Raw genomic sequence first — 13,311 nt, forward strand, 5'->3', positions numbered from 1 at the left:
CTGCATCTGCTAATAGGGTAATGGTTTACCTAAAGGCAGATGCAGTTTTTTATGGGCTAAACTTAGCTGTTGATAGAATTTCTCCTTGCTATTATAGTAGCTGAACGGGCCGGCTAATACTTTCTTCAAGGGAAATAAAAGTTTCGGTTCGTTGAATACCCGGTATTTTCTGGATTTTATCCGTTAAAACGTTTTTAAGGTGCATGGTATCTTTGCAAATAAGTTTGGCAAACATGCTGTAAATTCCCGTAGTATAATTTACGCTAATTACTTCTGGTATCCGACGGAGTTGCTCTAACACCTCGTTATACATAGAGCTTTTGCGCAGGTAAATTCCCAAAAAAGCATTTACATCATAACCCAGATTACCATAATTTAACTTTAATTGGGTACCGGTTACGATTCCCATTTGTTCCATTTTTTTCATCCGGACGTGGACGGTACCACCCGAAACAAACACTTCTTTTCCTACATCTGCATACGCCATTTTCGCGTCTTCCATCAGCAGAGAGAGGATTTTAAGATCCGTATTGTCAATTTCTAAATTTTTGAGCATAAAATTCGCCGATTTTTGATTTGTTTTAACAAAAGTAAGGATAAATTTAAAATAACATAATTTTTAAGTAAAATATTTAAAATATTTTGAAGTAATTAATTTTAAGCCGTATATTTGAATAAATAAAAACACACTGTAGGGTGTTGAAACTGGCAGACATGCCCTCCTCTCTCGGGGGTGGAGATAAATAGGATAAAGCGTTTTCGACCTCTAAGTTGATTCTTGCCTAACTACTCCGTGGAGGTTCGATTCCTTCCCCTACAGCTAAAAAGCCTCTTCGTTTCAAACGAAGAGGCTTTTTTATTTATTTCGGAAATATTTCGGACACTAGATTTATTTAGGTAAGCACTTAACTACTCTTTAACTTGCTTTGTTAAGTTATAATTTTAGGAATTATAACTTAAGCCGTCTTAATGAAAGATACTTAGAATGGTATAGGTTTACCTAAATCCGTTTTGGTTTTAAAGAACTCCTCTAAAATGCTAATACATTCTAATTGAAGGTAAACTAAGTAGTTGGTTTCGTTGCCTATATGGCTATCCGCAATTAAGCTTTTTCCCACTCCCTTCATGTCCCAGATGGAATGAGATCCATTTACATTAGAGTAAACCAGAAAAGAAAGGTTACTTTTATTTATCTTATTGGGGAATATTATCTTTGGTATAACCAATTCCTTCCATATGCCGGCACCTGACTTGGAACCTTCCGCGGAGATGGAAAAACTCTCCGGGATCGTCAAACGCATTACTTTCCACAGTGTGGATACCGGCTATACCGTGCTTAAGGTAAACAATTTTCAGAAGCCTCAGGAAGAAATCACGATACTGGTGCATCAATCCAAAGTGTTTGCCGGAGCTACCCTTGACTTTTATGGGCAGTGGATCACGCATACGAGTTATGGTCTGCTATTTAAAGCTACTAAAGTTATTGAACGGAAACCGGCTACGGCTAACGCCCTGGAAAAGTACTTAGGTTCCGGAATTAATTAAAGGGGTAGGCCCGGTAACTGCAAAAAGAATTGTGAAGCATTTTGGCGCTTAAACCCTGAAGGTGTTTGAATCAAATATCGAAAGATTAACCGAAGTAGAAGGAATTGCTAGATTGAAGCTGGAAATGATCCGCCAGGCCTGGATAGAACATCAGGAAATTAGGAATGTCATGTTGTTTTTACAATCTCATAATATTTCTACTTTGTTTGCGGTCAAAATTTATAAAACGTATGGCAACAATGCCATTGAGATGGTTCAAAATAATCATTATCGCTTAGCCATGGTCATCTAAGGCATTGGCTTTTCTCGACCGATAAAGTGGCCTCAAGTCTAGGTTTGATAACTAATCCTCCTCAGCGGATACTGAACGTCATTGACCATGCGCTGCTAAATGCACAGGAATAAAGGTACTGCCATTTCACCCAACAACTAAAAATTCCAAATGGTAAGTGCTTAGTCACAAAGGATTATAAAGTAGAATTCCTAAAATTGATGGAATACTATTAACCTATCTGGGAGAGAGCCTGCCCTAACGGTTCTTTTAACACGGGTACAGAAGCATAGTTTTTGGCTGGCACCTTTCATATTTAATCTTTCGCTAAAGGGTATCAATTTTTTCTGGTGCGGGCAATACTTCGGTAAAAATAAAATAAACAAATTCTTTTCATGCCATTGCTTCAACTGAATCAAAAAGGGCATAGCCTGATAAATAGATGCACCATCTGACACCAGAACTGTTGGCTTGCTGAGCGTGTCTGCCCAATGCTGAAGGCACTCTATTATATGATATAAGATCCGTTTGCAAACTTCCTTCATTTTGAAAGCTAAGCAACTTATTGTTCTTTGTCATCACCCAAACACGTTTACTCTTTTTGAATTTTGCGGCGGTATTCTGATTTCCTCTCCTGGGTAGGGCCAGCCGTAAACCAGCACCGGCCGTAAATAAAAGCCGCTTTCTTACCCATCAGTTCTAAATGCTCTATTTCGGCCAAACGGGCCTGCTTATCGAGTACTTTTTCTGGGGCTTGCTGCGCCTTCAATCATCTTCGCCAACGTTTCCAGCCAACACTAAGCTTTTAATAAGCGGTTCAAAGTTTTTGCAAAGAACTCTTTTTGGAGTTCCGATATTAGTTCTTTTCGGACTAGGGAAAGCTTTTGCTGATGAGCTTGTACTTTCTGGTTAATGATGGCTCGCTCCGCCTCAACCAAAATTGCTTTCTTCCTCCTTTTTGGTTGAACCGGCTCACTAATACTTTTTCTTCCCAGCGGTAAAACCAGGAATAAATCGAAAGCGGAATTAAAGCTAAGATTTGATCCAATTTCTTAACTTCCTTGCCTTGGGGGCTCAACACTTAGCAATGACAACGGTCTTTACTGGAGCAGGAGCATGATGCTTATGGCCTTGTTGTAAGTTAAACTGTTCCTCCTCGGTTAATCGAATAAATTTCTTAGCCAAAATGGAATATAAAAATTTTACCAAATTTCATATTCCATTTGTCTAATAATAAAGGTATTTACATAGTGTTTAAAAGTTATTGGACGATCTGGTTGATGTAGGAGGAGTGGAGTAGAGTAGAGAATTAATTTGTTCGTAGGAGTAAGCCAAGGTAATAGTGGCAATGCATTTTATAAATTCGGGTTTAACCAGAAGGTGCGAAGAACCACATTGACTTTAGTTAAAATCTTTTTCCTGGGTTTTAGTAGTAGCCAAATAAACTAGGCCAATGTTTTCGTGAACCCGCAATTCGTTTTCAAGGTAATAACTGGCTTTATCTAAGCAGATGATCTTGTAAACTTCTTGCTAAGTAGATCGGCTAAAGGAATTGAAAGAAGGGAGTACGATGTTAAAGAAAATATTTGTCGAACTAAGTCGGTAGCGAAAAAGAAAGAAATCATTACAAAATATCTACTCAATACTAGCTCAAGAAATGGACATCATTCTCATTTCATGTTGGTAGTAGTAAGTATTTAAGATTAATTCAATTTAGGCTACCTGAATCTTGAAGTTACAAGGCATATTAGTTAAGGATAAACTGTTTTTTAAAGTATTTCACCAATTTTTAAAACTCCAATCTCTTCTGCTTATCTATATTTGCTTATGACTTTGCCATTATGGAGATTATTGTTTTATGTTAGCTTTTGATAGTGGCTAATTTTACTAAATCTGGTTTGTGTCAAACTTATGCCCCCATACTCTGGACTTGAAATTGTAAATTATAAATACAGCTAATATTATTATTTGGTAAATATTAAACCAAGCACTATTTAGTCCATTCTAAGCACACTAACTATTTAAATTATTTTCCAAAATGAATTATTAATGTAATACCAAATAATAATAAAAAGAACTATTATCCATTTTATCAACAATCGTACATGTTACGTCTCTTACTATTAGTCTTGATCCTGTGTCTAAGTTTGCCAAAAGTGAATGCACAGGAATTTATTCCGCTTTGGCCTAAAAACAAGATGCCCAATTCAAAAGGGCTTTCCTTGAAGGACAGCATCACCAATGAAAGGATTTATCAGGTAGGTACGCCTGGCATGTATGCCTATTTCCCTTCGGATCAGGAAAACAAGCGAACAGCGGTAGTAATTTGTCCGGGGGGTGGATATGCCCGGCTGGCTTATGTTATTAGCGGGCTGCAATTGGCAAAGTGGTTTAATACCATAGGTATCAGTGCTTTTGTGCTCAACTACCGGCTGCCCAATTCACCAGATTTGAAGGAGAGACAAATTGGCCCATTGCAGGATGCCCAGCGGGCGGTTCGTCTAATCAGAGCCAATGCCGCCAAATGGGGCATTAACCAGGAGAAAATAGGCATTATGGGTTCTTCGGCAGGAGGACATTTGGCTACTACGTTGGGTACTTACCCGGAAGATGTAGCTGCCATTAATGACACGTACAATAAGGTATCCTTCCGGCCAAATTTCATGATTCTAATATCTCCCGTCATTAGCCTGGGAACTTATGCGCATACCGGTAGCAGAGACAATCTGTTGGGCGACAAGCCTGCTAAAAAACTAGTAGAAAGGTTTTCTACAGAATTACAGGTTACTGCCGCTACTCCACCTACTTTTTTAGTGCATGCGACCAATGATAATGCCGTTAGTCCGCTCAACAGTGTCTTGTTTTACCAAGCCTTGCTGAACCATAAAATTCCGGCCAGTTTACATATTTTCCCCCAAGGCGGGCATGCCATTGCCCTACGCAATAACCCGGGCTCTACGCAATTATGGACTAATCTATGTGAAGAATGGCTGAATGAAATGGGCTTTATTCCTAAAAACATTGAAAGCAAATAAAGCAATAGAGAAAGTAAACGAAGAGCAATTACATTCTTTTGGTACCTGACCAATTTCATTACTGGGCTGCTCAGCGGCAAATTTATTTGGTAAAATGATTAATAGTAAACACAATGATTTTCTTCCGCCTATCCTTTACTTATTCTGTTGTAGTTGCAGCCTTATTTTGTAGTTCCTGTTCCAGCGTTGCTCAACGTAATACAGCAGCCAGCAATACATCCCTCACCAACGAGGCTGCTCCAGTTACCGGGATTTCTAAGGTGTGGGTAGCCGACCAGGGAGATGGCACCTATAAGAACCCGGTTCTTTACGCCGACTATTCTGACCCGGATGTATGCCGCGCAGAAGATGATTATTACATGACTTCTTCCAGTTTTAATGCGGTGCCGGGCTTGCAAATTCTGTATTCTAAGGATTTAGTTAACTGGAAAATAATAGGGTATGCCTTAGACCGATTAACGCCTTATGCGCATTTCTCTAAGCCGCAGCACGGCAATGGCGTATGGGCCCCTTCTATCCGGTACCACAATGAAGAGTTTTATATCTACTGGGGAGATCCGGATTTTGGTATTTATATGGTAAAAACTAAAAATCCGGCTGGCCCTTGGGAGAAGCCGGTACTGGTAAAGGAAGGAAAAGGGTTAATAGACTCCTGTCCGTTCTGGGACGAGGACGGAAAGGCCTACCTAATACATGGTTGGGCGGGAAGCCGCGCCGGCATTAAGAGTATTTTAACCATCAACCGCCTAAGCCCGGATGGAACAAAGGTGTTAGATGAAGGAGTGATGGTGTTTGATGGGCATGATGCCCATCCAACGGTAGAGGGGCCTAAGTTTTACAAGCACAATGGTTATTACTACATTTTTGCTCCGGCCGGTGGGGTGGCTACTGGTTGGCAATTAGTGCTGCGTTCTAAAAATGTGTATGGTCCTTATGAGGAACGCATTGTGATGGACCAGGGATCCAGCCCTGTTAATGGTCCGCATCAGGGGGCTTGGGTAGATAATAAAAACGGCGAAGACTGGTTTCTTCACTTTCAGGATATAGGAGCATATGGGCGGGTAATGCACCTGCAGCCCATGAAGTGGGTAAACAATTGGCCGGTAATAGGAGAAGATAAAGAGGGCGATGGGAAAGGCCAGCCGGTGCTCACTTATAAAAAACCGAATATGGGTAAAATTTTTCCGGTCACTACCCCACAGGAGTCGGATGAATTTGACGACCACACGTTGGGGCTACAATGGCAATGGCACGCTAACCCAAAAGCAACCTGGGCTTTTATCACTGGCAGTAAAGGACAATTGCGTTTGTTTACCGACCAGGTTCCGGCTGATTTTAGAAATTATTGGGATGTGCCCAACCTGCTGCTGCAAAAATTTCCGGCTGATACTTTTACAGTTACTACCAAGCTAAAATTCACTCCGAACGCAAAGCTCCAGAACGAGCGAACCGGTCTGATAGTGATGGGCGAAGATTATGCTTACGTTTCTCTGGTAAGTAAGAAGGATGGAATTTATTTAACCTACAATACGGTAGAAGAGGCTTTTAAAGGTACACCCGAAAAAGAAGAAGTGTTGGGAAAACTGAACGGGAATGAAGTGTACTTCCGGGTAAGTGTAGGTAAAAATGCCAAATGCCAATTCAGTTATAGCGAAGATGGCAGCCAGTTCCGGAATGCTGATACTGCTTTTACTGCAGTGGCAGGCCGCTGGATAGGCGCGAAAGTGGGGATTTTTGCTACCCGGCTGGATAAGATTAACGACTCCGGTTACGCCGACTACGATTGGTTCCGGATTACGCCTCTTACAACCGAAATAACGGAGAGCAGCCAGAAGTAAGCCTAAAAAATGTTTTGATGAACGTCAAAGTCAGGGAATAAAAGCGGTGTGTTACGCACTAAACTTTCCGGATGAGATAAGAAAGGTAATCATGAAAAAGACTGTTTATTTACTGTTCTGGTGCTGGCTGTTGGGAGGAACGGCGGTTGCGCAGCGGGTCGATTTTCCTCGCGATACTTCTTTTACGGTAGTCAGTGCCTTCAAAAATATTAAAAAGCAATATCCTATTGTTAAGCCCGTTCTGCCAAAATTGCCCGCTGGAGTTAAGAGCAAAGAGAATATTGTTTACCGCTCACTCGGCCAAAGAGCGCTTCACCTGGATGTGTTTTATCCCGCAAAAAAAACAACTAAAGGTTACCCCGGGGTGTTGCTGATTCATGGAGGGGGCTGGCGGGCCGGTGATAAATCCATGGAATGGCCTATGGCACAACAATTAGCAGCTCAAGGTTATATAGCCGTAACGGCAGAGTACCGGCTTTCGCTGGAAGCGCCTTATCCGGCAGCTGTGCATGACTTAAAAGCAGCTCTGCGCTGGCTGCGGGCTCATGGTCAGGATTATAATTTAGATACGAGTAAAATAGCTATTTATGGTACTTCTGCGGGCGGACAGTTAGCGGCGCTGGTGGGCACTACCAATGGTTCGGGAATGCTGGAAGAACAAGGAGAATATCGCTCCCGTTCCAATAAGGTACAAGCCATCGTGGATGTAGACGGTGTTTTAGCCTTTAAGCATCCCGAATCAAAAGAGGGAACCGTGGCGGCGCAGTGGTTAGGAGGAACCTCCGAAGAAGCTCCGGATACTTGGGCTCAGGCCTCCGCCCTTACTCATACTGGCAAAAATACCCCACCCGTATTGTTTATTGCCAGTTCGCATCTGCGGTTTCACGCTGGCAAAGCCGATATGATTAAAATACTGGAAAGCCACGGCATCTACTATGAATCTTACTTAATTCCTGATACGCCGCATACCTTCTGGCTTTTTGAGCCATGGTTTAAGCCTACTCTGCAGTACACCGTTAACTTTTTAAACAAAGTGTTCAAAGGAAAGCCATTGGCTACTTCGGAGAAAAATAAAACCAAATGAGCAGTTTAATCCACTGGCAATTTATCCGGATTAAGCTAAAGAACTAACTATAGGCAAGTGAATAGGGGTAGCAAAAGTTTTTGTAGTACCTCGGATCGGAGGTCGGTTTTACCAGATTTATAACTCCTGCTCTCGACAAAGCCAGTTATACACCCTTTAAACCCTACGTACTAGGGTTTAAAGGATAAATATGGATTAATGGTACCGAAAATAACCAAAAGTACCTGCTGAGAAGCATACTCTTCATTTACTATGAGCATCAAAAGTATGAAGGCTATCCTCCTTAAGGATACTTTCATGCTAAAATTTAACGCTTAAAACCAATATTCTTACTTATATGAAAATATTCTTCCGGCCTCTACTGGTGTTTTTGCTCCTTGTGGTAAGTCTATGTAACCTTTACGGACAATCTTCCATCCAAAAATATTCCTGGAGTAATCTGCCAAAAGTGGCTGTTCCGGTATTTAAGAGCGATACTTTTAACATTATCCAATTTGGGTCTAAGCCGGACGGACTGACCCTGAACACCGAGAGTATTAATAATGCTATTAAAACCTGCAGCCAGAAAGGGGGAGGGGTGGTGTTGGTACCCGGGGGTGTTTGGCAAACCGGCCCGATAGTGATGCAGAACAATGTGAATTTGCACGTCAGCCGCAGTGCCATTCTGCTCTTTACCAATGATTTTAATCAATATTCACTGGTAAAAGGCAGTTATGAGGGAAAACCATCCATGCGGAATCAATCCCCAATTTCCGGAACTAACCTGCAAAATATTGCCATTACGGGTAAAGGTATAATTGATGGCAACGGCGATTATTGGCGAATGGTCACCAAAGATGCCCTGACTGAACAGGAATGGCAAAAGAAAGTAGCCAGTGGTGGCTCAGTAAGCGAAGATGGACGTACCTGGTTTCCTTCGGAAAAAACGCGGAAAGGGCACAGCCTAAAAGAACCCGGCGCCATTATGCCGGGGAAAACCGAAAAAGATTATGCAGCGGTAAAAGACTTTTTGCGGCCCACGCTGCTCAATTTAGCTTCGTGTAAAAAAATACTGCTGGAGGGTGTTACTTTTCAGAATTCGCCGGCCTGGGGACTGCACCTGCTCATAAGTGAAGATATTACCCTCAGAAATGTGTTTGTGAAAAATCCGGATTATGCCCAGAATGGCGACGGGGTAGACGTGGAATCCTGTAAAAATGTATTAATAGAGGGCTGCACGTTTGATGTGGGTGATGATGGCATTTGTATAAAATCTGGCAAAGATAAACCCGGCCGGGAAAGAGGCATGCCCACCGAAAATGTTGTCATCCGCAACTGCGTGGTATACAAAGGGCACGGCGGCTTTGTGATAGGCAGCGAAATGAGTGGTGGCGCTCGCAACATCTTTGTCTCGGATTGCAGCTTTGTGGGAACCGACAAAGGGCTGAGGTTTAAAACAGCAAGAGGCCGGGGCGGAGTAGTAGAAGATATTTACATGAAAAACATCTTTATGAAAGATATCGTGGACGAGGCTATTTATTTTGATATGTACTATTTTACCAAACCGCCTGCTCCGGGCGAAAAAGTAAAAACGCCAACCGTCACCGAAGAAACGCCCCAATTCCGGAATTTCGAAATAGATAATGTGGTGTGTAACGGCGCCAATAAGGGTATATTTATCCGGGGTTTGCCGGAAATGAGCGTTAAAAATATTAGCATCAAAAATTCGGTTCTGAAGGCCAACATTGGGGCCGAAGTAATAGAAGCCGAGCAAATTACTTTACAGAAGGTAGCTCTAACTGCCTCCGAAGCAAACCCGGTAGTATATGTCGAAAATAGCCGTTCTATTCTGGTGGATGATTTAACCTACAACCAAAATACCAACCTGCTCCTGAAAGTAAATGGCGAACGAAGCAAAAGTATTCGGCTTTTAAACACCGATATGGCTAATTCCATCCATAAAGTCGAAGCGCTGAATGGCGCCACTACCAAAGCAGTACAAATCCAATAGCTAGTTTATGAGAAATAATAAAAGTTATGTACTTGTATTAATGGCCCTGGTTGGATTGGCCTTTATAACCCCGCCACCTAAGCGCCAGATTTTTCTGATTGGCGATTCAACTATGTCGGATAAACAAATTACCGCCTATCCCGAAACCGGCTGGGGAATGATGTTTGCCAAATTTGTGGATACCAGCAACACCGTTGTATACAACCACGCGCAGAACGGACGCAGTACAAAATCGTTTCTGGAAGAAAATCGTTGGGAGCCCATTGTAAATAAATTGCAGCCAGGCGATATCGTGCTCATTCAATTCGGGCATAATGATGAAGTGGCAACCAAGCCCCAGGCAACAACCCCCAGGCAATTTCAAAAAAATCTGGCGACGTATATAAAAAATGCCAAGGCCAAAAAAGCAATACCGGTTTTAATTACTCCCGCCGCCCGGCGGAGTTTTAATGCGGAAGGAAAAATTCAGGATACGCATCAGCTTTATTCGGAACTGATTCGGAAGGTAGCCCAAAAAGAGCAAGTACCCCTCATTGAGCTGAATAAAAAAAGCCAGGCTGTACTACAAACTTTCGGACCGGAAAACTCTAAGTGGCTCTATAATTATCTGAAGCAGGGCCAACACCCTAACTATCCGGAAGGAAAAGTGGATGACACGCATTTTAGTGAACTCGGAGCCCGCAAAATGGCGGAAATTGTTTTTGCCGAACTAAAAACGCTCAATCCGGGCGGCATAGCCGGTCATTTCTTTAAACCAGTACCTAAAAAATAATCTGATTTGTATGCGCATTTTTTATAAAGTAGCGGCTCTGGCTATAGTAGTTACCCTTTGTTCTTTTGAATTATCGGAGCCGGCTAAAATAACCGTATATCTTATCGGCGATTCCACGGTTTGTACCCAGCCCATTTCCCAGGCGCCGGTAACCGGGTGGGGAACACCCTTCGCAGTATTTTTCAACGAAAAGGTAACCGTAGCGAATCACGCTAAAGGCGGGAGAAGCACCCGGACATTTATAGGTGAAAACCGCTGGCAACTCATTGCCGCTGCCTTAAAACCGGGGGATTACGTTCTGATGCAATTTGGGCATAACGATGAAGCAAAAGAAGAAATTTACAAAGAGCGGTATACTTCGCCGGAAGATTACCGCAAAAATCTGATTCGGTTTATCACGGAAACCAGAGCGAAACAAGCCAATCCGGTTTTGGTAACGCCGGTATCGCGGCGTAAATTTAGTCCGGAGGGGAAAGCTTTGGAAACCCACGTCGAGTATTCACAAGTGGTAGCCGAAGTGGCAGTTGCTCATAAGGTTTCCCTGCTAGACCTGGATACCCGAAGCCGCCAGCTTTACGAATCTTTTGGTCCGGAATATTCAAAATTACTTTTCAATGTTTCAGAACCCGGCATTAATCCGCAATTCCCGAACGGAATAAACGATAATACGCACTTTAGTGAATATGGCGCCAGGCTGTTAGCGGAACTGGTTCTGGATGAGATGAAGAAATCAAATCTGGAACTTTTAAAATGGGTGGTTACTCCCAATACAAAAAACAATGACCATAAACCTTCTAAACTTTAATCAATAAGAACCATGGCTAAATATATAGTAGGTTTTCTGTTGGTGATTTTTCTTTTTACTCCTGATAGTTTTGGGCAAACAAATTATCCGGCCACGCTTACCGTGGCGCAGGACGGCACCGGCAATTACAAAACCATTCAAGAAGCCGTTAATTCCGTGCGTGATTTAGGAGAGCAGCGGGTACAGATTTATATTAAAAAAGGCAAATACCACGAAAAAGTTATTATACCTTCTTGGAAAACTAAAATTTCCTTAATTGGCGAGAGCCCAGAAGCTACGATTATTACCGGCAATGACTATTCGGGCAAATTGATACCTGGCGGGAAAGATGGCTATACCCTGGAAAAGTATTCTACCTATACTTCTTTTACCGTTCTGGTGCAGGGAAACGATGCCATCCTGGAGAACCTGACTATTGAAAATACCGCTGGACGGGTAGGGCAGGCCGTAGCTTTGCACGTGGAAGGCGATAGGATTGTTGTGCGGAACTGCCATATTCTGGGTAACCAGGATACTTTGTACACGGCCAAAGAAGAAAGCCGACAATACTACGAAAATTGCATAATTGAAGGTACCACTGATTTTATTTTCGGGGAGGCCACTTGTGTATTCCAAAGCTGTACAATCCGCAGCCTTTCTGAATCGTATATTACGGCTTCGGCCCAGAGAAAATCTCAAAAGTTTGGTTACGTTTTTTTCGACTGCAAATTAATAGCTGCTCCAGAAGCGAAAAAGGTTTATTTAGGCCGGCCCTGGCGGCCCTACGCCAAAACAGTATTTATACGCACCCAAATGGGAGCTCACATTATTCCGGAAGGTTGGCATGCCTGGCCGGGAGATAAAATGTTTCCGGATAAAGAAAAAACAGCTTTTTACGCCGAATATCAGAGCGCAGGTGCCGGTACCGCGCAACGGGTTCCCTGGTCCAAGCAACTTTCCAAAAAGGAAGCGGAAAAATATACTTTAGAAAATATTTTTAAGGGTGAAAAAGATTGGATTATAAATCAGGCAAATTAAACTACTAGTGTTCAAAACCAATTCTTTGCTTAATGATGAATAGGTGAGACGTCGTTCGGTGGAGCCTTTTCAAGTTCTGGACAGCTGTGCGGATGCGCTTTAAAAGGCTGAGTTTGCCTCAGGGCCGGCGGGCCTCGTCGGGCCACTCGGACGGGCTGCTTTTCCTTTCCTCGTCCTCGGAATGCTGCCAGGCAGCACCGGAAAACCAGCAGGCCCTCGTTGTCCCGACCGCTGACTATCCCTTTTCGCTACCGCTTTTCTAGTTTTAACCTTTTAGGATAATAATTGCTCCCTTAACGAAGTGCCCAAATATAGTTCCCAAGCCCGACTTATATCTAAGGTGCGTAACTGCAATTAATAGTAGAATTCGATATTTTAATTAAAGAATACTCAAGACCTTATAGATAATTTTTAAAGCTATAAAAGGTTTGTACCTTCTAATTTTTGATAAAAATAGGACTACTTGAAATTGGCCACTTTCAGGGAAAAGTAAAGGAGGCTACACTATGGCGACCTTGTCAAAATTGCAAAATTCCTCTTCGAAATTTAGAAAATCCAGAAATACCTTACAGGTGGGTGAAAAATTTATCAGGAACGAACATTTTTGCGCCTCTAAAATTAAAATTTCCCAAAAACGTGCTTCTTCAAGCTTTAAAGCCAATTTTTAAAAGAGTTTCACCAAAATTTAAAACAGTTTGCCGGCCCGGTTGCATACTTTTAACTCACTTTTTTAATAAAAATACCGCCTTAATACTCTTTTATGACAAACAAAGTTTTGTGTTTGTCAGCGGTAAGGTTAAATAAATCACATCCTGATTTTCTGATTTGTAAATGAGACTTTCCATAAAAGCTCGCTGGATATAGCTATTACTCAGAGATAAATGAGTCAGGTAGGGGAGGAATTGGTAGCGAAGTAGAAGAGTACAAAACGCAATTAACGTCTTTAAAAGACTA

At 42.2% G+C, this 13,311-nt stretch carries 11 protein-coding genes; 9 read left to right on the plus strand and 2 right to left on the minus strand.

Annotated features, from left to right (window positions below):
* Positions 1 to 91 precede the first annotated feature (91 nt).
* Positions 92 to 556, minus strand: a complete 465-nt coding sequence (locus tag HUW48_RS03055; protein ID WP_106932747.1) for an Lrp/AsnC ligand binding domain-containing protein — start codon at positions 554 to 556, stop codon at positions 92 to 94.
* A 680-nt stretch (positions 557 to 1,236) separates the two neighbouring features.
* On the opposite strand from HUW48_RS03055, the gene HUW48_RS26705 reads away from it, so the two are divergent.
* The gene (locus HUW48_RS26705; protein ID WP_220463987.1) at positions 1,237 to 1,545 is read left to right on the plus strand and encodes a YrrC family ATP-dependent DNA helicase; all 309 of its coding nucleotides are present in this window, start codon (positions 1,237 to 1,239) and stop codon (positions 1,543 to 1,545) included.
* Positions 1,546 to 1,606: 61 nt separating this feature from the next.
* Positions 1,607 to 1,837, plus strand: coding sequence for a helix-hairpin-helix domain-containing protein (locus tag HUW48_RS26710; protein WP_220463988.1), 231 nt, complete (start codon positions 1,607 to 1,609; stop codon positions 1,835 to 1,837).
* A 571-nt stretch (positions 1,838 to 2,408) separates the two neighbouring features.
* On the opposite strand, the gene HUW48_RS03065 is transcribed toward HUW48_RS26710, so the two are convergent.
* Positions 2,409 to 2,585: a hypothetical protein gene (locus tag HUW48_RS03065; protein WP_182414272.1), complete on the minus strand. Its 177-nt coding sequence runs from the start codon at positions 2,583 to 2,585 to the stop codon at positions 2,409 to 2,411.
* A gap of 1,387 nt (positions 2,586 to 3,972) precedes the next feature.
* Between HUW48_RS03065 and HUW48_RS03070 the strand changes: the two genes are divergently transcribed.
* The 7 genes from HUW48_RS03070 to HUW48_RS03100 all read left to right on the plus strand — a co-directional run bounded on the left by HUW48_RS03070 (position 3,973) and on the right by HUW48_RS03100 (position 12,357).
* A complete protein-coding gene (locus tag HUW48_RS03070) occupies positions 3,973 to 4,851 on the plus strand; it encodes an alpha/beta hydrolase (RefSeq protein ID WP_220463989.1) in 879 nt (292 codons plus the stop codon).
* 113 nt (positions 4,852 to 4,964) lie between these two features.
* Complete coding sequence (locus HUW48_RS03075) at positions 4,965 to 6,689, plus strand: glycoside hydrolase family 43 protein (protein ID WP_182414274.1); 1,725 nt, start codon at positions 4,965 to 4,967, stop codon at positions 6,687 to 6,689.
* Positions 6,690 to 6,780: 91 nt separating this feature from the next.
* Entirely contained in the window at positions 6,781 to 7,773 is a 993-nt protein-coding gene (locus tag HUW48_RS03080; protein WP_182414275.1) for an alpha/beta hydrolase, read from the plus strand.
* A 337-nt stretch (positions 7,774 to 8,110) separates the two neighbouring features.
* Positions 8,111 to 9,763: a glycoside hydrolase family 28 protein gene (locus HUW48_RS03085; protein ID WP_182414276.1), complete on the plus strand. Its 1,653-nt coding sequence runs from the start codon at positions 8,111 to 8,113 to the stop codon at positions 9,761 to 9,763.
* 7 nt (positions 9,764 to 9,770) lie between these two features.
* On the plus strand, positions 9,771 to 10,535 hold the full coding sequence (locus tag HUW48_RS03090; RefSeq protein WP_182414277.1) for a rhamnogalacturonan acetylesterase: 765 nt from the start codon (positions 9,771 to 9,773) through the stop codon (positions 10,533 to 10,535).
* 10 nt (positions 10,536 to 10,545) lie between these two features.
* Complete coding sequence (locus HUW48_RS03095; protein WP_182414278.1) at positions 10,546 to 11,340, plus strand: rhamnogalacturonan acetylesterase; 795 nt, start codon at positions 10,546 to 10,548, stop codon at positions 11,338 to 11,340.
* A 12-nt stretch (positions 11,341 to 11,352) separates the two neighbouring features.
* Positions 11,353 to 12,357, plus strand: coding sequence for a pectinesterase family protein (locus tag HUW48_RS03100; RefSeq protein ID WP_182414279.1), 1,005 nt, complete (start codon positions 11,353 to 11,355; stop codon positions 12,355 to 12,357).
* Positions 12,358 to 13,311 lie beyond the last annotated feature (954 nt).

The sequence above is a fragment of the Adhaeribacter radiodurans genome (genome assembly GCF_014075995.1).
GTDB classification, from domain to species: domain Bacteria; phylum Bacteroidota; class Bacteroidia; order Cytophagales; family Hymenobacteraceae; genus Adhaeribacter; species Adhaeribacter radiodurans.